Source organism: Pseudomonas sp. FP2196 (assembly GCF_030687715.1).
In the GTDB taxonomy this organism is placed as follows: Bacteria; Pseudomonadota; Gammaproteobacteria; order Pseudomonadales; family Pseudomonadaceae; genus Aquipseudomonas.
This window is the reverse complement of sequence record NZ_CP117445.1, coordinates 4,921,943-4,946,271: the sequence shown is the minus strand read 5'-3', so window position 1 is coordinate 4,946,271 and position 24,329 is coordinate 4,921,943. Positions and strand designations below refer to the sequence as shown.

18 protein-coding genes are annotated in these 24,329 nt (G+C 60.0%); 8 read left to right on the top strand and 10 right to left on the bottom strand.

What is annotated here, in order from left to right:
* Window positions 1–173 precede the first annotated feature (173 nt).
* Window positions 174–3,320 (bottom strand): transglycosylase domain-containing protein, encoded by a 3,147-nt coding sequence (locus PSH79_RS22085; RefSeq protein WP_305439605.1) that lies wholly within the window; start codon window positions 3,318–3,320, stop codon window positions 174–176.
* Between the two features lie 660 nt (window positions 3,321–3,980).
* Between PSH79_RS22085 and PSH79_RS22080 the strand changes: the two genes are divergently transcribed.
* A complete protein-coding gene (locus tag PSH79_RS22080) occupies window positions 3,981–5,402 on the top strand; it encodes an amino acid permease (RefSeq protein ID WP_305439603.1) in 1,422 nt (473 codons plus the stop codon).
* Window positions 5,403–5,599: 197 nt separating this feature from the next.
* Complete coding sequence (locus PSH79_RS22075; RefSeq protein WP_305439601.1) at window positions 5,600–5,962, top strand: GtrA family protein; 363 nt, start codon at window positions 5,600–5,602, stop codon at window positions 5,960–5,962.
* 37 nt (window positions 5,963–5,999) lie between these two features.
* On the opposite strand, the gene PSH79_RS22070 is transcribed toward PSH79_RS22075, so the two are convergent.
* Window positions 6,000–7,619, bottom strand: a complete 1,620-nt coding sequence (locus tag PSH79_RS22070) for an FMN-binding glutamate synthase family protein (RefSeq protein WP_305439600.1) — start codon at window positions 7,617–7,619, stop codon at window positions 6,000–6,002.
* A 172-nt stretch (window positions 7,620–7,791) separates the two neighbouring features.
* Window positions 7,792–8,592, bottom strand: coding sequence for a LuxR C-terminal-related transcriptional regulator (locus tag PSH79_RS22065; RefSeq protein WP_305439599.1), 801 nt, complete (start codon window positions 8,590–8,592; stop codon window positions 7,792–7,794).
* A 125-nt stretch (window positions 8,593–8,717) separates the two neighbouring features.
* On the opposite strand from PSH79_RS22065, the gene PSH79_RS22060 reads away from it, so the two are divergent.
* Both PSH79_RS22060 and PSH79_RS22055 read left to right on the top strand, forming a co-directional pair.
* On the top strand, window positions 8,718–9,539 hold the full coding sequence (locus PSH79_RS22060) for a carbon-nitrogen hydrolase family protein (protein ID WP_305439597.1): 822 nt from the start codon (window positions 8,718–8,720) through the stop codon (window positions 9,537–9,539).
* 164 nt (window positions 9,540–9,703) lie between these two features.
* Window positions 9,704–11,029: an APC family permease gene (locus PSH79_RS22055; protein ID WP_305439596.1), complete on the top strand. Its 1,326-nt coding sequence runs from the start codon at window positions 9,704–9,706 to the stop codon at window positions 11,027–11,029.
* Between the two features lie 7 nt (window positions 11,030–11,036).
* Here the strand turns inward: PSH79_RS22055 and PSH79_RS22050 are convergent, their stop codons facing one another.
* The 5 genes from PSH79_RS22050 to PSH79_RS22030 are packed head-to-tail and all read right to left on the bottom strand — an operon-like array spanning window position 11,037 to window position 19,377.
* Entirely contained in the window at window positions 11,037–12,440 is a 1,404-nt protein-coding gene (locus tag PSH79_RS22050; RefSeq protein WP_305439595.1) for an ATP-binding protein, read from the bottom strand.
* The gene (locus PSH79_RS22045; protein ID WP_305439593.1) at window positions 12,437–14,251 is read right to left on the bottom strand and encodes a DAHL domain-containing protein; all 1,815 of its coding nucleotides are present in this window, start codon (window positions 14,249–14,251) and stop codon (window positions 12,437–12,439) included. The genes PSH79_RS22050 and PSH79_RS22045 overlap by 4 nt, the downstream gene beginning before the upstream one ends.
* Complete coding sequence (locus tag PSH79_RS22040; protein WP_305439592.1) at window positions 14,248–15,201, bottom strand: cytochrome-c peroxidase; 954 nt, start codon at window positions 15,199–15,201, stop codon at window positions 14,248–14,250. Before PSH79_RS22040 ends, PSH79_RS22045 begins: the two co-directional genes overlap by 4 nt.
* Window positions 15,202–15,244: 43 nt before the next feature.
* Window positions 15,245–17,116 carry a bifunctional diguanylate cyclase/phosphodiesterase gene (locus PSH79_RS22035; RefSeq protein ID WP_305439590.1) on the bottom strand — a complete coding sequence of 624 codons (1,872 nt, stop codon included), beginning with the start codon at window positions 17,114–17,116 and terminating at the stop codon, window positions 15,245–15,247.
* Window positions 17,113–19,377 (bottom strand): EAL domain-containing protein, encoded by a 2,265-nt coding sequence (locus PSH79_RS22030; RefSeq protein WP_305439589.1) that lies wholly within the window; start codon window positions 19,375–19,377, stop codon window positions 17,113–17,115. The genes PSH79_RS22035 and PSH79_RS22030 overlap by 4 nt, the downstream gene beginning before the upstream one ends.
* 251 nt (window positions 19,378–19,628) lie before the next feature.
* On the opposite strand from PSH79_RS22030, the gene PSH79_RS22025 reads away from it, so the two are divergent.
* From PSH79_RS22025 to PSH79_RS22010, 4 genes are read left to right on the top strand one after another with little or no spacing between them, the layout of a single operon-like run.
* Entirely contained in the window at window positions 19,629–20,996 is a 1,368-nt protein-coding gene (locus PSH79_RS22025; protein ID WP_305439588.1) for an HD domain-containing phosphohydrolase, read from the top strand.
* A 59-nt stretch (window positions 20,997–21,055) separates the two neighbouring features.
* A complete protein-coding gene (locus PSH79_RS22020; protein ID WP_305439586.1) occupies window positions 21,056–21,490 on the top strand; it encodes an NUDIX domain-containing protein in 435 nt (144 codons plus the stop codon).
* Between the two features lie 24 nt (window positions 21,491–21,514).
* Window positions 21,515–22,153: a LysE family translocator gene (locus tag PSH79_RS22015; protein ID WP_305439585.1), complete on the top strand. Its 639-nt coding sequence runs from the start codon at window positions 21,515–21,517 to the stop codon at window positions 22,151–22,153.
* Window position 22,154: 1 nt separating this feature from the next.
* A complete protein-coding gene (locus PSH79_RS22010; RefSeq protein WP_305444062.1) occupies window positions 22,155–22,652 on the top strand; it encodes a GNAT family N-acetyltransferase in 498 nt (165 codons plus the stop codon).
* A gap of 38 nt (window positions 22,653–22,690) precedes the next feature.
* Here the strand turns inward: PSH79_RS22010 and PSH79_RS22005 are convergent, their stop codons facing one another.
* Both PSH79_RS22005 and metR read right to left on the bottom strand, forming a co-directional pair.
* A complete protein-coding gene (locus PSH79_RS22005; protein ID WP_305439583.1) occupies window positions 22,691–22,939 on the bottom strand; it encodes a DUF6124 family protein in 249 nt (82 codons plus the stop codon).
* Between the two features lie 417 nt (window positions 22,940–23,356).
* Window positions 23,357–24,274 (bottom strand): transcriptional regulator MetR, encoded by a 918-nt coding sequence (gene metR / locus PSH79_RS22000; protein WP_305439581.1) that lies wholly within the window; start codon window positions 24,272–24,274, stop codon window positions 23,357–23,359.
* Window positions 24,275–24,329 lie beyond the last annotated feature (55 nt).

The following is a 24,329-nucleotide window of genomic DNA, read 5'->3' as shown; positions in this document are numbered from 1 at the left end:
TTTAGGGATGATCAGCCTACCCGCAAGGGGTCAAAACAAAAGTTCAAAGATCGGGGTTCAAACGGTACGAATGGTCGCTAACCCGGCGAGAATTCGAATCTGAAAAATATATAAATACCACCCGAATCGAAGAAAAATCGCCATCCTGAATCAGAAATAACTGACACGATTTGTTACCTCGCAGCAGCGTGCGCCTGGTCGAGCATCGCCACCGCAGGCGATTCTGCCGGGCGGCATTGCGAGTCGCTGCCGGGTTGCAAATACGGCGTGAGAATCGGCGCCATACCCTTGAGCACCTGCACCGGCAGGGCCGAGGTGAATTTGAAGTTCTCGGCCGAGCGCCCCGGCACGAACGCGGTCAGGGTGCCGAAATGGTGGTCGCCGATGAAGAACACGAAGGTCGCCGTGCGGTTGATCGACTTCGAACTGAGGATGCGTCCGCCCGAACCGATGGCCTCGATCCGGTTGTCGCCGGTACCGGTCTTGCCACCCATGGCCAGTGGGTTGCCATCCGCCAGTTTGAAACTGCCGGAAACACGTTTTGCAGTACCGGCGTCCACCACCTGCGAAAGGGCTTCGCGCATGGCGTTGGCGACTTCGGACGGCATCACTCGTTTGCCGACGTTGGGGTCATTGACCAGCCGGGTTTCATAAGGTGTATCGGCGGCAAAATGCAGGCTGTCGATACGCAGCGTCGGCATGCGCACGCCATCGTTGAGGATGGTGCCGATCAACTCGGCCAGGGCGGCGGGACGGTCGCCGGAGCTGCCGATGGCGGTGGCCAGCGATGGCACCAGGTGATCGAACGGGTAGCCGACTTGCTGCCAGCGCTGGTGAATCTCCAGGAACGCCTCGATCTCGAGCATGGTGCGGATGCGGCTGTCACGGGCGCCCTTGTGCTTGCTTTTGAACAGCCAGCTGTAGACTTCCTGACGCTCGAAATGACTGGCCTTGACGATCTGGGTGAACGTCGCGTCCGGGTTGTTCAGCAGATAGCCCATCAGCCACAGATCCAGTGGATGCACCTTGGCGATGAAGCCCTGATCCGGCAGGTCGTAGCTGCCCGGGCCATAGGAATCGTAGAGCCTGATCAGGCGATCGTCGGTGAGCTTCTCGGTGACCTTGGCGCCCTTCAGATGGGAGCGCACGAAACTGTTGAAGTCTTCCTGACCGGCGTTCGGCAACAGATAACGGTGCACGGCCGCCATGCGAATCGGCGTCGGACGCATACCGTCGAGGAACGTGTCGAGGCGTGCCTGGGTGTTCTTGTTTTTGTATTTTTTCCAGAACTTGAGCAGGAACGAGGTGCCTTCGCGGTCAGCGAAACTGGCCAGGTATTCCTGGCGTCGCGGGTCGCGGTCGTCCTTGAGCAACTCGGCGCTGCTGTTGGGGCCGGAGTAGGTGACGTAGCGGACCACATCGCGCATCAGGCGAATGAACGGCAAGTTGATCGATTCACGCAGGGCATCGCGCAGGGTCGGCAGGCGGCCGTTGTCTTCCTTGCGAAAGTTGTTAAACGTGTGCAATCCGCCGCCGGTGAAAAACGCTTCGCCGGGGCTGGCCGAGTATTTGCGATCCAGTGCCGCGCCGAGCATCTTCGACAGGTCGTGATCCTTGTTCTCGATCAGGTAGTCGATCACCCAGCGGCTGAGGCGATCCTGATCGGGGATGTCGACTTTCTTCAGTTCCGGGGCGCTCATGGCGCCGTACTTGTCGTGCAACTCGGCGATGATTTGCAGGTAGGTGGTGAGCACGCGCATCTTGGCCGTCGAGCCCAGTTCCAGTTTGCTGCCTTCGTTGATGTCGAAGGGCTGGTCGGTGCTGTCGGTCTGCACCCGCACCCGAGAGCCGTCCGGGGTCAGTTCGAACAAGGTGAAGCTGTAGCGCACTTGAGTGGTACTGGTGGGCGTCAGCAGACGTTCGCCGAGCAGGCCGATTTCCGCGGCATACGCCGGGTCGGCGAGTTTCTTCAGGTAGGCGGTGGCCTGGGTTTGCAGGTCGCCCTGCAGGGTGCTGGTGGCGGAAAGGTCGAGGCGGTCGAGATCGTACAGCGGACGATTGAGCATGCTCGCCAGACGGCTGCGTGCCACGCTGATGCCTTTGTTGGTCTCGATGGGTTGAATTGTCGGTTGGGTCTGCCAGTCGCGGTAGCTGACCGTGCTGGCCAATGCGGCATCGGCCAGAGCACTGTCGATAACGCCGCTTTGCTTGAGCAGGCGCAAGTGACTGTCGGTGAGGTCGGCGAGTTCTTCGCGGCCCTTGGTCAGGTAATACGACGGGCGCCGCTGGGCGATCATCAACGAAAGCATTTCGCGCAGGGCCAGGCCTTTGTCGGCCATGGTCTTCGGATCGGTTGCCGGGCTGTTCAGCTGTTCGTTGGCCTTGTTGAAATCTGTCCCGTACCAGACCCGCAAACCTTCGGCCATGCCATGCACTTCGCCGTGGCCCGGCACCGCCGACAATGGCACGCTGTTGAGGTAGTCGCGAATGATATTTTGCCGTGCGTCGAGGGTTTGCGGGCCGGGCTGATAGGCGCGCACGCTGGCGGAAATCATCTGGCGGATCTTCTCGGCGCCGGACACCGTCAGGCCCTCAGGCGAATGCCGGTACTTTTCCAACTGCGTTGCCAAGGTGCTGCCGCCGGCCGACTGCCCCGGCAAGCGCAGCAACTTCGCCACTTGCGACCACGCGGCCATGCCGAACCGTGGCCAGTCCACCGCCGGGTTGGCCAAGGGTTGCTTGGGGTCGAGCAGAAAGCGGTTCTCGATGAACAGCAGACTGCTGACTACCACCGGCGGAATGGCCGCGAAGGTTGAATACAGTTGTTGCGGATAGTTGTATTTGTACAACGGCGCGGCCCGGCAATCGGTGATCGACAGCCCGGCCTGAATCTTCTCCGAATAAGGCACGAACAGGCCTTTGTCGGTGTAGCTGAGCAGGGCGGGCGAAAAACGGGTCTGTTCGGTGACGACGTAATTGCGCTTGAGCAAGCGCGGCAGGAACTCATCGAGGGAGCTGTAACCCAGGCGCAAATCAAAAGGCCCGTTGCCGGGATAACGAATCGCTTCGCTCGGCCCCGGTTCAAGCTTATAGGTCAGGGACGCGGCGTACTGGCTGAGTTCACGAGACTGGAAACGCGAGGTGCGCATCTCCTTGGCAGCCGCCAGCCCTACCACGATCGCGATAATCAGCAGTAACAACCAGAAAGCCTTCCACCCATGCCGTCTGCGGCGGGTTTTTTCAGGGGCAGGCGCTTGATCATCCATACGTTCAGTCGGAACCACGGCTTTACTCGAATCGGTTTGCCACAAAGCGCCCATAGTCGATTGATCCATTCACGCAGATTGATCGGACTTGTCTGAAGCTTAGACGGTGGTTGGCGGTGGTGAAAAAATTGTGAAGGGTTGGGGAGAGGGGATTACTGAATAAATCTGAAGTGAATACCTGCCTTGACGCTTGTGATAGAGGGATTTATCTGTGGCGAGGGGATTTATCCCCGATGGGCTGAGAAGCAGCCCCACAATCCGCCACTCGATTATTCAGACAAACCGCAATCTCTGTGTTTGGGCCTGATGCGCAGGCCATCGGGGATAAATCCCCTCGCCACACAGGAACCCCGGACAGATCCGCGGGGTAGAGCCATTGCCAGAGCAATACCACCAAACCCCAGGCATGACGATGCACCAATGCTGTGCAATACTCGGCGCCTTTTTTTGCGGTGAATAATCCTGCGTAAGACAGGTAATGCCTCTCCGCAAACCGGGCTTTTGCCGAGAGTTGTCGCTGAATGTTGTGGTTTATAGAGTGAAAAGACCTGCCCAAGGCTTTTTATACTGCACGCCCCGCTGATCTTGCAGGTTTTTTCCTACAAGACGCGTTTGCCCACAAAGCAGGCGCGGTTTCCTTACAAGCCAACGCCTATCGGCCGACGCTTCGACACTCGGTGGTCATATCCAATAACAAGACGAGGTTGCACCCCTATGCCAGTTGGCAATCACCTGCCCCACGGCGAAACCGCTCAGGGCGGTCCGCTTAAACGCGAACTCGGCGAACGGCATATTCGCCTGATGGCACTCGGTGCCTGTATCGGCGTCGGTCTGTTTCTAGGTTCGGCCAAAGCCATTGAAATGGCCGGCCCGGCGATCATGCTTTCCTACATTCTGGGTGGTCTGGCGATCCTTGTGATCATGCGCGCCCTCGGCGAAATGGCCGTGCACAACCCGGTGGCTGGTTCGTTCAGCCGCTACGCACAGGACTATCTCGGCCCCTTGGCAGGCTTTCTCACCGGCTGGAACTACTGGTTCCTGTGGCTGGTGACCTGCGTCGCGGAAATCACCGCCGTGGCCGTGTACATGGGCGTCTGGTTCCCCGACGTACCGCGCTGGATCTGGGCGCTCGCGGCGCTGGTCAGCATGGGCTCGATCAACTTGATCGCGGTGAAAGCCTTCGGTGAGTTCGAATTCTGGTTCGCCCTGATCAAGATCGTCACCATCATCGCCATGGTGATCGGCGGCGTCGGCATTATCGCTTTCGGTTTCGGCAACGATGGCGTGGCGCTGGGGATTTCCAACCTGTGGGCCCACGGCGGGTTCATGCCCAACGGCATCCAGGGCGTGTTGATGTCGCTGCAAATGGTCATGTTCGCCTACCTGGGTGTCGAGATGATCGGCCTGACCGCCGGTGAAGCGAAGAACCCGCAGAAGACCATTCCCAACGCGATCGGCTCGGTGTTCTGGCGGATTCTGCTGTTCTACGTCGGCGCCTTGTTCGTGATCCTGTCGATCTATCCTTGGAACGAAATCGGCACCCAGGGCAGCCCGTTTGTGATGACTTTCGAGCGTCTGGGCATCAAGACCGCCGCCGGCATCATCAACTTCGTGGTGATCACCGCTGCATTGTCGTCCTGCAACGGCGGCATCTTCAGCACCGGGCGCATGCTCTACAGCCTGGCGCAGAACGGCCAGGCCCCGGCCGGTTTTGCCAAAACCTCGAACAACGGTGTGCCGCGTCGTGCGCTGCTGCTGTCGATTTTCGCGCTGCTGCTGGGTGTGCTGCTTAACTATCTGGTGCCGGAAAAAGTCTTCGTCTGGGTGACGTCGATCGCCACCTTCGGCGCGATCTGGACCTGGGTCATGATCCTGCTGGCGCAACTGAAATTCCGCAAAGGCCTGAGCGCCAGCGAACGTGCCGGCCTGAAATACAAAATGTGGCTTTACCCGCTCAGTTCGTACTGTGCGCTGGCGTTCCTGGTGCTGGTGGTCGGCCTGATGGCGTACTTCCCGGACACGCGCATTGCCCTTTACGTAGGCCCTGTGTTCCTGGTGCTGCTGACTTTGTTGTTCTACGTGTTCAAGCTGCAACCGACCAATGCGTCGCAAGGTGCGCTGCGTTCGGTTTCGTAAACCATAGATGTTGATACACCAAAGCCCCGGTCGAGAGATCGGGGCTTTTTTATGGGAGATACGCGGTCGCTGCACGGATGAAACTCACATCACCATTGGTCGGAATAACACTCGTACCTGTAATTTCTGACAGTAGACCCGCCCATTGCCATGGCCTAGCTTGAAAGCCCGCCAAGTGGAACAAGCAAGGAATGGCCATGAAAGGATTTTCTGCAACGAGCGTGATCGGTGTGGCCGATGCACTTATCCACTGGCAAATATTTTTCGTGCTTCGCACCGCGGTCGGCTTCGATCAGGCAGCCAGTAATTTTGCGGCGTTCTGTGTGGCCGCGGCATTCTCGTTTTACGTGAATGCGCTTTACACGTTCGAGCGAGAAACATCGGTGTTCGTTTACCTGATGTTCATCGGCCTGATGGGCGCCGTGAGTTTCGGCGTGGGCCTGATTGCTGATGCCCGTGACCTTCCCGGGCTGGCGACCGTGGCTTCTTTTTCGTTGCTGAATCTTGTGTTGGGGTACTGCTTTTTCCGGTTTGTGTTGTTTCGCAAAAACGCTGCCTGATGCGCCAGTCTGAAGTTCAGGCTGGCGCTATCAACATTTAAGCCGCAACTACCTCGCTCGGCTCAAAACTGTCCGCCCGCGCCATCTGCCACATCCGCGAATAAAACTCGCCGTTCACTTCTCCGGTGAGCAATTCCCCCGGTTTCAAAAACACATGCAGCTGCGAGAACAGTTTGATTTCGGTTGCCGACATGCGTCGTACCAGATGCTTGGCCGACAGTTGCGATGGATGTTCCAGCCCGGCCGCCGCGAGCATTTCAGCCAAGGCCTTCAACGTGTTGCGGTGGAAGTTGAACACGCGCTGCGCTTTGTCCGGCACGACCAGTGCGCGTTGGCGCAAGGCATCCTGTGTGGCGACGCCGGTCGGGCATTTGTTGGTGTGGCAGGACTGCGACTGGATGCAGCCGATGGCGAACATGAAGCCGCGTGCCGAGTTGGCCCAGTCGGCGCCGATGGCCAGGACGCTGGCGATGTCGAAGGCGCTGACGATCTTGCCGCTGGCGCCGAGTTTGATCTTGTCGCGCAGATTCAGGCCGACCAGGGTGTTGTGTACAAACAGCAAGCCTTCGCGCATCGGCACGCCGATGTGGTCGGTGAACTCAACCGGCGCCGCACCGGTACCACCTTCCTTGCCGTCGACCACGATGAAATCCGGGAGAATGCCGGTTTCCAGCATGGCTTTGGCGATGCCCATGAACTCCCACGGATGGCCGAGGCAGAACTTGAAGCCCACCGGTTTGCCGCCGGACAGTTCACGCAATTGCTGGATGAACTGCATCATCTCCAGCGGCGTGGAAAACGCGCTGTGGCGTGACGGCGAGATGCAGTCTTCGCCCATCATGATGCCGCGGGTATCGGCGATTTCCTGGGTGACTTTGTGCTTGGGCAGGATTCCGCCGTGGCCGGGTTTGGCGCCCTGGCTCATCTTGATTTCGATCATTCGCACTTGCGGATTCTGTGCCTGAGCGGCGAAGCGTTCCGGGTCGAATCGGCCGTCGCTGGTGCGGCACCCGAAGTAGCCGCTGCCCAGCTCCCAAGTCAGGTCGCCGCCGTGTTCGCGGTGATACGGGCTGATGCTGCCTTCGCCGGTGTCATGGGCGAAGTTGCCCAGCTTTGCACCCTGATTCAATGCGCGAATGGCGTTGGCACTGAGCGAGCCGAAGCTCATCGCCGAAATGTTGAACACCGACGCCGAGTACGGCTGAGTGCACTGCGGGCCGCCGACGGTGACGCGGAAACTGCTCGGGTCGCTCAATGGCGCCGGGCGCATCGAGTGGCCGATGAATTCGAAGCCGGACTGATAGACATCGATCAGCGTGCCGAATGGCTTGTCGGCGCTTTCATTCTTCGCCCGCGAATACACCAGCGAACGCTGAGCGCGGGAGAAGGGCAGGGCGTCGCTGTCGGATTCGAGCAGGTACTGGCGGATCTCCGGGCGGATGCCTTCGACCAGATAACGGATGTTGCCGAGGATCGGGTAATTGCGGCGCACCGCGTGCGGACTCTGCAGCAGATCGAACAGCCCCAGCAGGCTCAATACGCCGGTGACGGCGGTGATCGGCCACAGCCAGTCATGGTCGAGAAATGGCAGGCTGGCGAGGGTGAAAATCACGCAGACGGCAAAGAAGGCGTAGCGGCTCAGGAGTGACAGGCTCATACGGTTTCCTTGGTTCGGACTCAGTTGTTTTCAGCGAGGGACCAGGGGATGTGCAAAATCCCTGTGGGAGCGAGCCTGCTCGCGATAGCGGCCTGTCAGTAGAAAAATTATTGTCTGATACGACGCAATCGCGAGCAGGCTCGCTCCCACAAAAAGTCTCTCCACTAAATGTTCAGGCGTTCTGCGCCTGTAGAAATATCGAAAACAGCTCTGACTGGGACTTGATCCCCAGCTTGCTGTACATGTGTTTCTTATGGACTTTCACGGTTTCTACGGAGATTTCCAGCTTACGAGCGATTTCTTTACTGGAGCAACCGCTGAGCATCAAACGGCCGACATCCAGTTCCCGGGCGGTCAGGTGCGCGCCCTTGAGTTGTTGCACCGAAGCCTCCAGTTGCACCCGCCAATCCGCCGGAGCAGGTGAGGTGGCGAGGGCCACGGTTTCGTTGATTTCGTAAGGCAGGCGCTGGCGCAACAGGCCGAGTACCCATGGCTGGATCAATGACAGCAACGCGATCTGCTCGCCAGTGAAACGTTTTTCACTGCCCAGTGACAGGCACAACGTGCGCTCGCCTTCGAGCTGACAATTGAACTGGATTTCGTCGGCCACCACATTCAGACGAAAGTATCGCTGGTAATACTCGGTCAGTTCGAAATGCTCCGGCGCGACCTCCGACAGGCGGTACAACCCGGTGCGCGATTGCTCGCGGCAGGCGATGTAGAACGGATCGAGCAGGTACAGACCGCGCAGGTAATCCTGGAACAACTGATCAGGACTGCCGTCTTCACCTGGGCATTCGGCGAAGACTTGCGGGTGCTGATCGGCGCTGAACAGCAGCGCCACCCAGCTATCGAACGGCACGTACTGATCGAGCAGGCGCACCAGTTGTGCCCAGAAATTCGGCTTGTCCAGCGCATCGATCAATTGCCCGACGGCGCGGTGCCAGGTGATGTCGTCAAACGAAAGTGTCATCGATCTACCCCTATCGGGTTACCCCGGCCGCGTGATTCCCTGGCCGGTTGCTTGCTGCGCATACTGGCCCACAGACAGGCACCGGGCAATCTTTCAGCGCCCGGCCAATCGAACAAGGACACCTCATGAAAGTCGAACTCGCCCAATTGGCGGGCCGTGACAATGGCACTGCCTACAACCTCGAACGAGCCCTGGCGGCAATTGCGGCTTGTGCCGCCGACACGCAACTGATCGTGTTTCCGGAAACGCACTTGATGGGCTTTCCGACGGCCGAAACCGTTGCGCAAACATCCGAAGCGCTGGACGGCCCGACCGTCAGCGCGGTGCTTGCGGCGGCTCGCGAACGCCGCATCGCCGTGGTGATCGGCATGGCCGAGAACGACAACGGACGCTTCTACAACACCACGCTGCTGATCACCCCTGATGGCATCGCCCTGAAATATCGCAAGACGCATCTGTGGGCGTCGGATCGTGGTGTGTTCGAAGCCGGTGACCGTTTTGCCACTTGCCTGTGGAACGGTGTACGGGTGGGGCTGCTGATCTGCTACGACATCGAGTTTCCGGAAACTGCCCGAGCCCTGGCACAACTGGGCGCCGAGTTGCTGATCGTGACCAACGGCAACATGGACCCTTACGGTCCGACTCACCGCACCGCGATCACCGCGCGTGCCCAGGAGAATCAAGCGTTCGCGCTGATGGTCAATCGCGTGGAGGCGGGGGATGACGGTTTGATGTTTGCCGGCGGCAGCGCGCTGGTCGATCCGCTGGGGACAGTGTTGTTCGAGGCGGGGCGCGAGGAAGGACAGTTCACGGTTGAGCTGGATTTCAGCCAGTTGGAGATTGCGCGCAAGGATTATCGCTATCTGGATGATCAGCGGTTGAAGTTGCCGGGGGAGGTGATGGACCACGTCTGTGGATTGCGCGAGTTGCTGATTCCTGCGCGCTGATCCGGATTTTGCGTCGCTCGGGCTGACGCCTTCGCGGGCAAGCCCGCGAAGAGGCCCGTCTAGACGACACGCATCGTTGAACACAAAAAAACAAAGCAACACCCGCAACATTCGCCGAACTCGGCTCTGCCATAAATCCAATAAAATTTCGGAGTAAGTCGCCCATGGCTCGTTTGCAACGTACCCTTTCGTTAGGGTCGGTGGTGCTGTTCGGCATCGCCTACATGACGCCGATCATCGTCCTCGGCACTTTCGGCATCCTCGCGCAATCCACGGCTGGCATGGTGCCGGCGGCGTATCTGGCAGCGTTGGTCGCGATGTTTTTCACCGCCATGAGCTACGGGCGAATGGCCGCCGCGTTCCCGGTCGCCGGTTCCGCTTACAGCTACGTGCGCAAGGCCATCAGCCCGAAACTCGGTTTCATCGCCGGTTGGGCAGTGCTGCTCGATTACTTGTTCCTGCCGATGGCGATCTGGCTGATCGGCGCCGCTTACCTGGCCTCGGCATTCCCTTCGATCCCTCAATGGATCTGGGTGCTGGCGTTCATCGGCGTCACCAGTGCGATCAACATCGTCGGCCTGAAACTGGCCAACGGCATCAACGCTTTGCTGATGCTGGTGCAGTTTTTGGTGCTGATCGCCTTCGTTGCGTTGTGCGTGCATTACGTCGGTGGCGATACGAGTACGCCGCTGTGGTCGATCAAACCGTTCTTCAACGGCGACATGCAGATGCCGCTGATCATGAGCGGCGCGGCAATCGCCTGTTATTCGTTTCTGGGCTTCGACGCGGTCAGCACCCTGACCGAAGAAACCCGCGATCCACGTCGCACCATTCCTCGGGCGATCATGTTGATCACCCTGATCGGCGGGCTGATCTTCGTCGGCGTGTCGTACTTCGTGCAGATCGCGCACCCGTCGTTCCAGTTCGACAGCGTCGACTCGGCGGCCTATGAAATCGCGCGCAATATCGGCGGTGATCTGTTCGTCTCGATCTTCCTCATCGGCCTGATTGTCGGCCAGTTCGCTTCGGGACTTTCGGCGCAGGCCAGTGGTTCGCGACTGCTGTTCGCCATGGGCCGCGACGGTGTGTTGCCGAAGTCGTTCTTCGGCACGTTGCACGCGCGCTTCGGTACGCCGGTCAACAGCATTCTGCTCTGCGCTGTGGTGGCGTTGCTCGCGCTGAAACTCGATGTGACCACATCAACTTCTTTCATCAACTTCGGTGCGTTTCTGGCGTTCAGTCTGGTGAATCTGTCGGTGATTTTTCACTACTGGATTGGCGGCGAGAAAAAGGGTGTGCGTGAGCTGGTGCTGTTTCTGGTCTTCCCGTTCATAGGTCTGGTGGCGGATTTGTGGCTGATGGTCAGCCTCGATCATCTGGCGGTCTGGCTCGGCCTGAGCTGGCTGGCGATTGGCGTAGTGTATCTGGCGGTGCTGACTGGCGGCTTTCGTCGGCAGCCGCCGGAAATGGATTTCCAGGAAGCCACCTGAGGCGCCTTCAGGCAGCGGGCCGGCTCTGGCGCATCGGCAGTTCGACCCGAAATGTCGTGCCGACACCCAGCTCGCTGTGCACGGATATGTTTCCGCCGTGTTTTTTCACGATGCCGTAAGACAGGGATAAGCCAAGCCCGGTCCCTTCACCGACGGGTTTGGTGGTGAAGAAGGGGTCGAAGATTTTTTGCAGGGTGTCCGGGGCAATGCCCGATCCAGTGTCGGCGACTTCAACCCAGGCGGTGTCTTGCGCTTGCCCGGTGCGCAAAGTGATGGTGCCACGCTCCGGCCCCATGGCCTGGGTGGCGTTGACTATCAGGTTCATGATCACCTGATTGATTTGTGAGGGTAGACACTCGATATCCGGCAATGCCTGGTACTCCTTGATCACGTCGGCCTTGTATTTGAGTTCGCTGGCGACGATGTTCAGGGTCGACTCGATGCCTTGCTGCAGATTGGCCCACTGCCACTGCTGATTGGAATCGACCCGGGAGAAATCTTTCAGATCCTTGACGATCTGCCCGACCCGGCTGATGCCTTCCTTGGATTCGCGGATCAGCACGGGAATGTCTTCGAGGAGAAAATCCAGTTCGACGTCTGTGCGCAATTGCTCCAGTCGAGCGGCGGACTCGCTGTCCTGGGCGTGTCCGAATGTCTGGCAGGCGTCGAGGATGCTCAGCAATTGTTTGAAGTAGCCGTCCAGCGTGCCGAGGTTGGAAGAAATGAAGCCAATCGGGTTATTGATTTCATGGGCTACGCCCGCTGCCAATTGCCCGAGTGAGGCGAGTTTTTCCGATTGCACCAGCTGACTTTCCAATTGCTTGCGCTCGTCGATCTCTCGCTGCAGTTCTTCACTGGCCTGCTTGAACTGCGTGGTGCGCTGATCCACCAGATGTTCCAATTGGTGCATTTGCAGTGAGGCCCGTTCAGTCATCTGCCATTTGGTCAGCAGGGTGTTAGCCATCTGCTGCACTTCGATATTGTCGAACGGCTTCTTCAGGATCAGCAGGCGATCGTGAGCGTGCAGACGTTCCAGCAGTTCGTCCCAGGAATAATCCGAATACGCGGTACACACCACCACTTGCAGGTGTGGATCCTGTTGCCACAGGTGTTCGATGGTTTTCGCGCCGTCCCAGCCATCGGGCATGCGCATATCGACAAAGGCCAGCGCGTAGGGGCGTTGCTCCTGCATGGCCTGAACCAGTTTACCCAGACCTTCTTCACCGCCGTAGGCCGAGTCCAGCTCGAACAACGGGCGTTCGATCCGGGCCTGAGTGCCAAACAGCGCGGTCTCCATTTCGTCCAGTTCCACCGAGTGCGCCGCCGGTGACGCGAGAATCTTGCGAAAGTCCTCATGAATCGACGGCATGTCGTCGATCAGCAGAATGCGACGGTTCGAAAGCTCACTCATGCGTGCTCCGTGACGCTGATCAGAGGAATTTGCAGGGTGAACAGCGCGCCCTTGCCCGGACCGTCGCTGTGGGCGGTGAGATGGCCGTTCATTTCGATGGCCGCCAAGGCACAGCTGTGCAGGCCGAAGCCGTGGCCTTCCTTGCGGGTGGTGAAGCCATGGGCAAAGATCCGCGTCATGTTCTCCGGCGCGATGCCCTCGCCATCGTCTCTGACACTGATTTCGAGGAGGTTTTCATCGATGATTTTTACCCCCAGGATCATGGTGCGTGGGCGGTTACTGAGGTCGGACATCGCGTACTTGGCGTTGCTGATGAGGTTGATCAGGATCAGCAGCAAGCGGTGTTTGTCGCCCATCACCTGGGGTACATCGGCGTATTCCTTGACCACCGTGACGTGATGCCGGGTCAGGGCACCGGCGTTCATGCGCAGGGCATCTTCGAGCAGTTCGTTGATGAACAGCGGCTCGGTCATGCTGTTGGGCCCGGCGTAGGACTGCTGTGTGGCGACGATGTCCTTGATGTGGTCGACGCTTTTGTTCATCTGGTTCAATTCGTCGACCATTTCCTGCTGTTCCAGGGCGATCGCGCCGACCAGTTGATTGAGGTAACCGGGCAACAATTTGCCCTTGGCATCCTCGTTGAGAAAATGGCCAAGATCGTGCGGATGCTCGTTGATCAATTGCATCGCCTTGCCCAATCCCTGCGTCTTGCTGGCACGCAGCTTTCGCGCGATCAGGTCGGAGGAAATGTTCACGCTGTTGAGCACGTTGCCGACGTTGTGCAGCACATTGGTCGCGATTTCCGCCATGCCGGCCTGACGCGCAGCGTCGAGCAATTCGCGCTGGGCATTCTTGAGCTCGCGGGTGCGCTCCTCGACTCGTTGCTCCAGTGCATCGTTGGCGGTCTGCAAGGCCGCATTGACCCGATTGATTTCAGCGAAACTGCGGATCAGGCGAACGGCCAGTCCTATCAATGACAGCATCAACAGCACAGAAAACAGCAACAGGTAGAAGTGGTATTTGCGGTCGATGGCTTCGACCCGTTGCTGATCCCGGTCAAGCATGGTGGTGATGGTATCCAGGCGTTCGGCCACGGGAATGGCTTCGATGCTTTCGAGCAACTGATTGACCAGCGGCTGCTCGCGTGCAATCAACCTGATGTGATTGCTCATGATCCTGATCGGCGTCTGAAACTCCTCGGGCAGGCGTTGTGCATTCACCGCCAGTTTGTTCAGTCCGAGGTCGATGTCGGCGGCCTTGTCAGTGGAGGTAACCTGGGCGAACTCCAGAGCACTGAGCAGCAGGTCGTAGGTGTCGGTGATGATGTTCTGCAACTGGAGTTTGTCAAAATCAGGCAGGTTGGCCAGTTGCGCGTGTATGTCGTCTTCGGCGGTCGGCAGGAACGCCAGAGAGTTGCGCAACAAGGCGTTGTGCGACTTGAACTGTTCCACCAGCCGGATTTTTTCCTGCATCGCTTGCAGGTAGCCCTCGTGGGCGACGCTCCATTGCGCCGAGTTGTTGCGACCATGGCCGGATTCCAGGGAATCGAAGCGCTGCCACAGTCGGGTCATTTCGTTCATTGGCGAGACCAGTGGGTCGTAGTTGTACGAGATCGCCACCCTGGCTTTGAGCACCTCGTTTTCCCACAGGGCGTTCTGCTGTTTGATCTGCCGGATCAAATCCCGAGACTCGGTGTAGGTCATGGTCTGTTCGGTTCTGGACTTGAGGTAAAGAAACAACAGCGTCGAGGCCAGCACGACAACGACCAGTGTGAGCAACAGCAGGCTGCCGCGACGTGAGATGGTCTTCATGGCTTGCCCTCCCATTGGCCGGTCAGGGTCTTGAGAAACAGGATGATCAGTGTTTTGTCCTCTTCACTGGGCATGCGCCCCAACTGGTACTGGAACATCGCGTCCACGGCCCGTTCCAGGGTGGGCGCCGAGCCGTCGTGAAAGTACGGCGCGGTCAGCGCGACATTGCGCAGGCTCGGCACTTTGAACACGGCACGGTCTGCTTCGTCGGCGGTGACATTGAAGCGCCCCTGATCGGCCTCGGTCGGGTTGCCGCGATCGGCAATGTAGTCGCCGAACACGCCGAATTTCTGGAACATGTTGCCGCCGATGTTCACCCCTTGATGGCAGGCAATGCAGCCGTATTCCTTGAAGCGCTGGTAGCCGTACTTTTCCTCCAGGGTCAGGATGTCGGTGTTGCCCAGCAGGTATTGATCGAAGCGAGAGTTGGGGGTCAGCAAAGTACGCTCGAAGGTGGCCAGCGCTTGCTGGATATTGGCTTTGGTCACGCCGTTCGGGTAACTGGCGGCGAAGTCCCGCTGATAATCGGCGTCGTTGGCGATGCGCTCGACCACAGTGTTCCAGTCGCTACCCATCTCGTGCGGGCTGGTGATGACAACGTTGGTCTGCTCCTCCAGTGTCTCGGTGCGGCCGTCCCAGAACTGGCGGAAGTTCAGGGCTGCGTTGAACACCGTCGGCGTGTTGAAGGCCACCGGTTTGCCGTCGAAACCCAGTGACAAGGCACGGCTGTCGGCCCCGTTCTTGTCCAACTGGTGGCAACTGGCGCAGGACAGCGTGTTGTTGATCGACAGTCGCGGCTCGTGGAATAACCGGCGACCGAGTTCAACCCGTCGGGCATCCTGTTGCGCCACCGGCGGCAAGGGTTTGAGCGGCTCGTTCAGCGGCTCCGCATGGGGGCTGGCACAGAGTCCGCAGAGGGCCAATACGATGGCGTGGCGCAAAGGGCTCATCGGCAAACGTCTCCCTGACTCGGGCCCGGTGTCGGGCTGTTCATCAAACCGTCCCTGGCGCGGGGCCTGCGCCGGCGAGCAAATGTGCAAACGCATCGGGCGGCAGGGCTTTGCTGAAGTAGTAGCCCTGGCCTTCTTCGCAATGTTGGGCCTTGAGAAAGGCCAGTTGCTCGGCGGTTTCGATGCCTTCGGCGATGACGTTCAAGCGCAGGCTCTTGCCCAGGCTGATGATGGCGCCAACGAGGGCGGCATCGTTACTGTCGTTGCTCAGGCCGCGAATGAACGACTGATCGATCTTCAGCACATCAATGGGAAACCGGCGCAGGTAGCTCAGGCTTGAATAACCGGTACCGAAGTCGTCGATGGCCAGTCGTGTCCCCAGCAACTTCAGGCGATTGAGCACGGTCATCGTCGCCTCGACGTTCTGCATCAGGACGCCTTCGGTGATTTCCAGCTCCAGCCAATCGGCGGCAAGGCCGCTTTGCTCAAGTATCCGCTCGACGTTTTCGACGAAGTCACGCTGGCGAAAGTCGATGGGCGAAATGTTCACCGACATGCGGATGGTCGGCAGTCCCGCGACTTGCCACGCCCGGGTCTGGCGACAGGCCTCGCCCAACACCCATTGGCTCAGCGGCACGATCAGCCCGCTGTCCTCGGCCACCGGAATGAAGTCGGAAGGATAGACCAAGCCGTCGCCCGGTTTCTGCCAGCGCACCAATGCCTCGGCACCCACCACTCTGGCAGTGCGCAGATCGATTTTCGGTTGGTAATGCAGGACGAATTCCTGCTGCTGCAAGGCCCGGCGAATGCCGGACTCGATGCTCTGCTGTTCCCGGGCGCGCTGGTTCATCGCTTCGATGAAGAAACCGATGTTGTCGGGGCCGTTGTCCTTGACGTTGCGCATCGCGGTTTCGGCTTTTTTGATCAACTCGATGGCCTCCAGGCCGTCATCGGGGTAGACGCTGATACCCAGGCAGGCGGTAACGCTGATGTCATGACCGGCAATCGTCTGCGGCAGGCGGATGGCGGCGAGCACTTTTTCGGCGATGCCATGGGTTTGCTGGGGATGGCTGATGTCGCTGAGGATCACCACGAACTCATCGCCACCGTAACGAAAGACCGAGTCTGACTCTCGGACGCACCGCAACAGTTGCTGGCCGACCCGTGTGAGCATCTCGTCGCCGGCCGGATGCCCCAGCGCATTGTTGATGCGCTTGAACCGGTCAAGACCGAGGAACATCACCACCAGTTGCTTGTCATGGCGCCGGCAGACAGCCAGCGCCTGACTCAAGCGATCACCGAGCAGGGTGCTGTTGGGCAGACCCGTGAGGCTGTCGTATTGCAGCAGGCGCGACACTTTCAGCAGTTCGTGCACCCGCGCCTCGATGGTTCGCTCAAGGCCGAGCATCTTCAGCGCCGCGTCTTGGGCCAGTTGCCATTTCCAGGTCAGGGCGTTGGCCATCTGGCGAATTTCCAGACTGTCGAACGGTTTCTTCAGAATCAGCAACTGGTCGCCGAATTCCAGCCGTTCGGCCATGGCTTCCCAGCTGTAGTCGCTATAGGCGGTGCACAAGGCAATTTGCAGGTTCGGATCAGCCCGCCACAGTTGCTCGATGGTTTCCAGACCGTCCCAGCCGGGCGGCATGCGCATGTCGATGAAGGCGAGGGCGTAAGGGGTGCCATCGGCGAGCGCGCGCTGGACCAGCGCCAACGCTTCCTGGCCCTGATAAGCGGAGTCGAGCTGGAAAGTCAGGTGCGGTGTCAGACGGGTGCCAAACAGTGTCTGTTCCAGCTGATTCAGATCGGCCTCCTCCGGCGCTTGCGGGGCGAGGATCTTGCGAAAGTCGTCGTGAATCGCCGGAGTGTCGTCGATGATCAGGATGCGCCGGTTGGTGTGCGCAGAGGCTGTTTTCATGCCTCGTCCTCCTTCTCGGGTGCAGGTGCGTTGCGTCCGTCCCTGAGCAGTTGCCCGGCCTGCTCGGCGTTGACCGCCTCGATGAAGTACAGCCCCTGCGCACTGGGCAGCGGAACCACTGCGGACGGCGCGCAATGTGGCCCCGGCGCTGGCTGGCCTTCGGCGATGATGCCGATGTCCAGATCCCGGGCGAAGTTGACGATGGCGCGCAGGGCGTTGGCGCCTGCCACATCCTGGGCCGCACTGTCGATGAAGCTCTGGGCGAGTTTGAGGTGATTGACCCGGTAGGTTTTCAAGTAATCGAACGATGAGTATTCGGTACCGAAATCGTCGATGGCGATGGTCACGCCCAGTTCTCGCAGGCGCGGCAAAACATCGTTGTGGGTCCACTTGGTCTGGGCCAGGGTCGCCTCGGTCACATCGAAACGCAGGTCCCAGGGCGCCAGTTCCCAGCGTGCGGTGGTGCGCAGCACGTCGTAGATCAGTTCGGTGCCACTCTTGAGTTGCGCCAGCGAAACCTTGATTGCCATCACCGGCGGTGCCACGCCTTCGTCGCGCCAGATCTGCATCTGGCGGCAGGCGCGATCCAGTACCCAGCGCCCCAGAGGAATGATCGCGCCGGTCCTTTCCGCCGCCGGCACGAAGGCGTCAGCCGCCAGCAGGCCGAGTCGTGGGTGCTGCCAGACGATTTGCGCCTCCATGCCCAGAATCCTGCCGCTGTGCAGATCCATCTCCGGTGCGTAATTCAGCTGCAGCTCATCCCCCTCGAGCGCGGTCATCAATTCGCTGACGATGGTCATGCGTTCGGCCACTTCCAGGGAAATCGCCTCGGAGTGGAAGTGATACTGGTTGCGGCCCATTTCCTTGGCGCGGTACAGCGCCATGTCGGCTTGGCCCAGCAGACTGTCGGCGTCGGTGCTGAGGGGGCTGTAGGTGCTGATGCCGATGCTGACTGAAATGTGCAGCGCATTGCCGGCCAGGTTGTAAGGCGCCAGCAGCGTTTCACGGATATTGGTGGCCATGGCGGCCGACTGGGTCGGGTCGCTGACGTCCAGTTGCAGAATCGCGAACTCATCGCCGCCCAGACGCGCCACTACGTCGTTCTCGCGCACGCTCGATCTGATCCGCCGGGCGACTTCCTGCAACAGCAGATCGCCGATCGGATGCCCCAAGGTGTCATTGATGCGCTTGAAGTGATCCAGGTCCAGATAAAATACCGCGAATGGTGCGGCGCCACGGCGTGCGGCGGCAAACGCCTGGTGCAGGCGCTCTATCAGCGTGGCGCGGTTGACCAGCCCCGTCAGGCCGTCGGAGCGGGCCAGCAACGCCAGTTTGTCCTCGACCAGACGCCGCTCGGTGATGTCCAGAATGATGCCCTCGACCTCAAGCAGCCGGCCGTCATGATCGCGTACCGGGATGTAGCGGTTTTCTACCCAGCGCCAAGTGCCCTGGCCGGTGCGCAGACGAAATTCGATCGTTGCGCCCGACGCGTGCCGATCCAGTACCCGTGCCATGGCCGCATCGACGCTGGCCTGATCATCGGGATGAATCAGTGCCTGCGCCCAGTTCGGTGAACCCACCAGATCCGCCGCGACATGGCCGTAGCGAGTGATGTTGTGGGAGATATACATCAAGGCAAACGACGGATCGCCGCGCAGTCGATAAAGGATGGTCGGGCTGTTCTGCACAATCATATTGGCGTCGGACAGTTCCCGGGTGCGCGCCTGAACCGCCTGTTCCAGCAGGTTCATTTTCAGCGTGGCGTCTTCAGTCATTTGCCATTTGACCGTCAGGGCGCTCGCCATCTGGCGGATCTCGATCGCATCGAAGGGCTTTTTCAGAATCAGCAGGCGGTCGTTCAGCGCCAAGCGCCGGTCGATGTCTTCCCAGGAATAGTCGGAATAGGCCGTGCAGAGGGCGACCTGCAACTTGGGGTCGACTTGCCACAGCCGTTCGATGGTCTCAAGCCCGTCCCAGCCCGGCGGCATGCGCATGTCGATGAAGGCCATGGCATAGGGGCGATTGGCGGCCAGCGCGGCTTCGAGCTTGTCCAGCGCTTCACTGCCTTGAAACGCCGAGTCCAGTTCGAAACGCGGGGTCTGTGGCGCCGATGGGGTGCCAAACAACAGACTCTCGGTCTCGCCCAGGTTGTCGTCCTTGGGGATGGCGGGGCTGAGAATCTTGGCGAAGTCGCCATGGATCGCCGGGCTGTCATCGACGATCAGCACACGTCGATTGACGAGTGCGGAGGGCAGGTTCATGCCGCACCGTCCATGGGGTCACACGCTGTTGTCATCGGGAGCATCCGTTTCCCTCGGCACAGGCCTGTTCGACGGCCGCCAGAGTCGTTCAACAGGTTGAGCATAGTTGTCCCCCCGGCACTTCGCCTGCGTCCAGTGCGGAAGATTGGCGTGAAGGCTGCCAAAAATCATCTAGCCTTTGAGTCACGCGCGCGCCAGCGAAGCTGTCGGCACGGTGCGTCGTACACCCCTGTTACGCTTGAGGCCACGCCATGGAAGAGCAATCCCCCCCGACACTGACCCACCGCCCCAAAGTGCTGCTGGTCGATGACGAGGAGTCGATCCTGAACAGCTTGCGCCGCCTGTTGCGCGGCCAGCCTTACGATGTCCTGCTGGCCACCAGCGGTGCCCAGGCGCTGGAACTGCTGGCGCAGCAACCAGTGGACCTGGTGATGAGCGATGCCCGCATGCCCACGATGGACGGCGCTTCGTTGCTGGCCCTGGTTCGTGAGCGCCATCCGGCGGCTGTACGCATCATGCTCACCGGTTATGCCGACCCGTCCGCCATCATCAAGGCGATCAATGACGGGCAGATACACCGCTACATCAGCAAGCCGTGGAATGACGAAGAGTTGCTGCTGATCCTGCGTCAGTCCCTTGAGCATCAACGCTCCGAGCAGGAGCGCCAGCGTCTGGAGCGCTTGACCCGGGTGCAGAACGACCAGCTCAAGTTGCTCAACAGCACCCTGGAGAAGCACGTAGCCTCGCGCACTGCCGAACTGCAGCAGACCGCCGACATGCTCGATCTGGCCTACGAAGAGCTCAAGCACAGCTACGTTACCGGCACCGAGGTGTTCTCGCTGCTGGCCAACCTGCGCTTGCCCCCGGCCAAACAGACCAACCGGCAGATCATCGAACTGGTGCGCAGCTACTGCACACAACATGGTCTGGATGAAGTCACCAGCCGCGACCTGACCATGGCCGCGGCGCTCTACAACGTCGGCAAACTGAGCTGGACCGACGGCATGATGACGACGCCATCGGATCTGCTGCACCATACCGATCGCGAGCGTTATCGCGCTTATCCCAAGCAGAGCGAATCACTGCTGATGACCCTGGACCCTATGAAGGATGCGGCACAGTTGATCCTGCATCATCAAGAGCGCTGGGACGGCAGCGGCTTTCCCGACCGGCTCAAGGGCCAGGCGATTCCGTTCGGTTCACGGTTGTTGAAACTGGCGGTGGATTTCGTCGAGTTGCAGCGCGGTTTGATCCTCGAGCGGCAGATGAACAGCGATGAAGCGCTGCTTTACCTGCGTCAGTACGCCGGGCGCTTGTACGACCCGGAACTGGTCGAAGACTTCATTCAGGTGTGTGCGGCCTTCCTCAGCGACGTCACGCTGGCCGACCCGACGGTCAAGGTGCTGACCACGCGGGATTTGGTGGCGGGGATGATTCTGGCGCGCAATCTCAATGCCGATAACGGCATGTTGTTGCTCAATGCCGGCAAGGTCCTGAGTGGGTTGCTGGTGGAAAAACTGATCGCTTTCGAAGCCATGGAAGGCGGCAAGTACAAGGTTTTCGTCAAGTTGCCGCAGGAGGTTGAAGCAGCGCTCACAGCCCAGGGGGATGACCTGTGAGGTGACGTCACCGGGAAGGCGTGGGATCCTTGCGGTTTTTTCAGGCCGGTGGCTGCCCCATGACCTCTGCATCCGTTGTCTCCCCACGCATCATCCGTATCGCCGCCGCGCTGCTGCTCGGCCCCGACGGCCAAACCCTGCTGGTGCGCAAGCGCAACACCCGCGCCTTCATGCAACCGGGCGGCAAGATCGAGCCCCACGAACTACCGCTGCATGCACTGGCCCGTGAGCTGGAAGAAGAGCTGGGTCTGCTGATCGATCCGACGCAAGCCGCGTTCCTCGGTCAGTTCTCGGCACCTGCCGCCAACGAGCCGGGCTTTGTCGTACAGGCAGAGATTTTTCAACTGACCATCGACGCACAGGTCACTCCGGCTGCTGAAATCGAAGAAGTGATCTGGATCGACCCGGCGACCGACGGCAATGTCGAACTGGCGCCATTGACACGCGACCTGATCCTGCCGTTTTATCGAGCCTCGCTGACTGCGATCGCCTGATCATCCACGCACAGGACGCCCGCCATGATCCCGCTTCAAGACCTGCTGATTTTTGCGGCCGCCGCGTTGCTGATGGTGCTGACGCCGGGGCCGAACATGATCTACCTGATCTCGCGTTCGATCTGTCAGGGGCGCAAGGCTGGCGTGACATCGTTGCTTGGTGTGGTGAGCGGGTTCTTTGTGCATATGTTCGCGGCGGCGGCCGGTTTGACGGCGGTGTTCCTCGCCGTGCCGATGGCCTACGAAGTGTTGAAGTGGGCCGGTGCTCTTTACCTGCTGTGGCTGGCCTGGCAAGCGGTGAAACCCGGCGCACGTTCGCCGTTCGAAGCGCAGCAACTGCCGCCGGATTCGTCGCGCAAACTGATCACCATGGGCTTTCTCACCAGCGCACTGAACCCGAAGATCGCCGTGTTCTACCTCTCGGTGTTTCCGCAGTTCATCACCCCTGAACACGGCTCTGTGTTCACCCAGAGCATCATCCTCGGCCTGACCCAGATCAGCGTCAGTTTTTCCGTCAATCTATTGATCGCACTGTTCGCCGCCGGCATCGCGTCGTGGTTCGTGCGCAACCCGACGTGGCTGGCGATGCAGCGTTATTTCATGGGCATGGTGCTTGGCGGCCTGGCCGTGCGCCTGATGCTTGAACAACGGCGAGCTGCCTGAGATGTGGATCGAGCGGCTGGATGCCAGCCATGCCCTGGCCTACCGTGAGCTGATGCTCGAAGCCTACGACCGCCATCCACAGGCGTTCACCTCCAGCGTGCGTGAACGCGCGGCGATGCCGCTGAGCTGGTGGGAAGCGCGGCTGACCAGCAAGCTTGATGTGGTGCTGGGTGCATTCGAAGCGGGGACGTTGGCCGGCATTGTCGGGCTGGCGTTCGAGCCGCGTGAGAAGGCCCGCCACAAGGTGACGCTATTCGGCATGTACGTCTCGGCCGATTTTCGCCAGCACGGCCTCGGTTTCGAACTGGTGCAAGCGGCAATCACTCAAGCCCAAAAACAGCCCGAGCTGAAACTCATCCAGCTCACCGTCACCGCCGGCAATGACGCCGCGTTCAAGCTGTATCAGCGCTGCGGCTTTATCCAGTTCGGCCTGGAACCGCTGGCGGTGCGGGTGGGCGAGGACTACTTCGACAAGATCCACATGTGGCGCGAACTCTGATCCACCCTGCAGGCTCACTCCTACAGGGGATTTGTGTTTCAGGCTGGGGGATCGATGTTATCCAGCGCTCGATTGACGGTCAGTTCGCCGAGCATTACCACCTGTTGGATACCTAGCAGGGTGTTGCGATGCGGCGTGTCGAGCAGTCCGGCGAAATCACTGAGCATCACGCTCGCCGAGGCGAGGGATTCACAGGCGTGGGCGAGGAGGGTTTCGTTATCGGCGTCGGGGGTGACGTGGAACAAGGTGCTGGGGAGGCGAGGCGGGTTGGGCGTTACCTTGAACATGGCGAATCTCCGTAAAGGCTGAGCCGCCACGACTCATCGCTAAACAAGTGAAGGTGGCGGCTGTACGCAGGTTAGCGATCCGGGTTACAGAAACCCCGGGTAGACCCGAAGGTCTCCCACGCACAGCCACCATTACGCACGATGCATGCACGGAACGACTGCAATCGAGACGGGGGCACTGGTGCGGCCGGATCGCTAAACCCGATCGCTGAATGTGTCAGCGACCGACAAACGATAGAGACCAGGCCCAAGGCGCACAAGCCGGCGGATTCTGGCGTAGCTGTAGGCCGTGACGCAAGGATGTGTAGCCTGAGTCCGTGTCTGGACATGTCGCTTAAACAGCAGCCGTTTAATATCAAAAGACACAGGGCACGGCGTCACGCAAATCCCCTGTGTGAGCGAGCGGCAATTTGGTGATCAACGCACCGCGCTGACACCATCCAGCGTCGAAAACGAAGTGTCCTTGGCGGTCAGCAGAAAATCGCGCATGTACGGCGCATCCAGCATGTCGGCGCGAATCCCGGCGTACAGCGTGGCAAACAGACCTTTCTCGCCCAGCCGCTTGCCCTTCACATAACCCCGCGAACTGTATTCATGCAGTGCCCAGTGCGGCATGCCGCAGACGCCACGGCCGCTGGCCACCAGTTGCATCATCATCACGGTCAGTTCCGAAGTGCGCACCTGCGCCGGTTCAATGTCGGCCGGTTCGAGGAAGCGCGTGAAGATGTCGAGGCGGTCGCGTTCCACCGGGTAGGTGATCAGCGTTTCGCTCAGCAGGTCTTCGGGGACGATGTACGGTTTACTGGCCAGTGCATGCTGATTGGCCACCGCGAGCATGGCTTCGTAGGTGAACAGCGGGACGTAGGTGATGCCGGAAATTTCCAGTGGGTCGGACGTTACCACCAGATCCAGATCACCTCGGGCCAGGGCCGGTAGCGGGGCGAAGGAGAAGCCCGAGGCGAGGTCGAGTTCGACTTCTGGCCAGGCATCGCGGAACTGGTCGATGGTCGGCATCAGCCACTGGAAGCAACTGTGGCATTCGATGGCCATGTGCAGGCGCCCGGCGGTGCCGCCGGCCAGTCGAGCGATGTCACGCTCGGCAGCGCGCAGCAGTGGCAGGGTGGCGTCGGCCAGTTGCAGCAGGCGCAGGCCGGCGCTGGTGAAGCGCACCGGTTTGGTCTTGCGCACGAACAAGGGCATCCCCAGCCGTTCCTCAAGCTCCTTGAACTGGTGGGACAGCGCCGATTGGGTCAGGTGCAAACGGTCGGCGGCGTCGACCAGGCTGTCGGCTTCGCGCAGTGCGTGCAGGGTTTTCAGGTGACGGATTTCAAGCACCGGCTGGCTCCATGAGGAAAACTTGTGATCAACACGAAAAGGTTGAGTTTGTCTC

What these genes read in the sequence shown, in the direction of transcription:
- PSH79_RS22085 (WP_305439605.1), bottom strand. Translation starts at nt 3,320, where the DNA reads ATGGGCGCTTTGTGGCAAACCGATTCGAGTAAAGCCGTGGTTCCGACT.
- PSH79_RS22080 (WP_305439603.1), top strand. Translation starts at nt 3,981, where the DNA reads ATGCCAGTTGGCAATCACCTGCCCCACGGCGAAACCGCTCAGGGCGGT.
- PSH79_RS22075 (WP_305439601.1), top strand. Translation starts at nt 5,600, where the DNA reads ATGAAAGGATTTTCTGCAACGAGCGTGATCGGTGTGGCCGATGCACTT.
- PSH79_RS22070 (WP_305439600.1), bottom strand. Translation starts at nt 7,619, where the DNA reads ATGAGCCTGTCACTCCTGAGCCGCTACGCCTTCTTTGCCGTCTGCGTG.
- PSH79_RS22065 (WP_305439599.1), bottom strand. Translation starts at nt 8,592, where the DNA reads ATGACACTTTCGTTTGACGACATCACCTGGCACCGCGCCGTCGGGCAA.
- PSH79_RS22060 (WP_305439597.1), top strand. Translation starts at nt 8,718, where the DNA reads ATGAAAGTCGAACTCGCCCAATTGGCGGGCCGTGACAATGGCACTGCC.
- PSH79_RS22055 (WP_305439596.1), top strand. Translation starts at nt 9,704, where the DNA reads ATGGCTCGTTTGCAACGTACCCTTTCGTTAGGGTCGGTGGTGCTGTTC.
- PSH79_RS22050 (WP_305439595.1), bottom strand. Translation starts at nt 12,440, where the DNA reads ATGAGTGAGCTTTCGAACCGTCGCATTCTGCTGATCGACGACATGCCG.
- PSH79_RS22045 (WP_305439593.1), bottom strand. Translation starts at nt 14,251, where the DNA reads ATGAAGACCATCTCACGTCGCGGCAGCCTGCTGTTGCTCACACTGGTC.
- PSH79_RS22040 (WP_305439592.1), bottom strand. Translation starts at nt 15,201, where the DNA reads ATGAGCCCTTTGCGCCACGCCATCGTATTGGCCCTCTGCGGACTCTGT.
- PSH79_RS22035 (WP_305439590.1), bottom strand. Translation starts at nt 17,116, where the DNA reads ATGAAAACAGCCTCTGCGCACACCAACCGGCGCATCCTGATCATCGAC.
- PSH79_RS22030 (WP_305439589.1), bottom strand. Translation starts at nt 19,377, where the DNA reads ATGAACCTGCCCTCCGCACTCGTCAATCGACGTGTGCTGATCGTCGAT.
- PSH79_RS22025 (WP_305439588.1), top strand. Translation starts at nt 19,629, where the DNA reads ATGGAAGAGCAATCCCCCCCGACACTGACCCACCGCCCCAAAGTGCTG.
- PSH79_RS22020 (WP_305439586.1), top strand. Translation starts at nt 21,056, where the DNA reads ATGACCTCTGCATCCGTTGTCTCCCCACGCATCATCCGTATCGCCGCC.
- PSH79_RS22015 (WP_305439585.1), top strand. Translation starts at nt 21,515, where the DNA reads ATGATCCCGCTTCAAGACCTGCTGATTTTTGCGGCCGCCGCGTTGCTG.
- PSH79_RS22010 (WP_305444062.1), top strand. Translation starts at nt 22,155, where the DNA reads ATGTGGATCGAGCGGCTGGATGCCAGCCATGCCCTGGCCTACCGTGAG.
- PSH79_RS22005 (WP_305439583.1), bottom strand. Translation starts at nt 22,939, where the DNA reads ATGTTCAAGGTAACGCCCAACCCGCCTCGCCTCCCCAGCACCTTGTTC.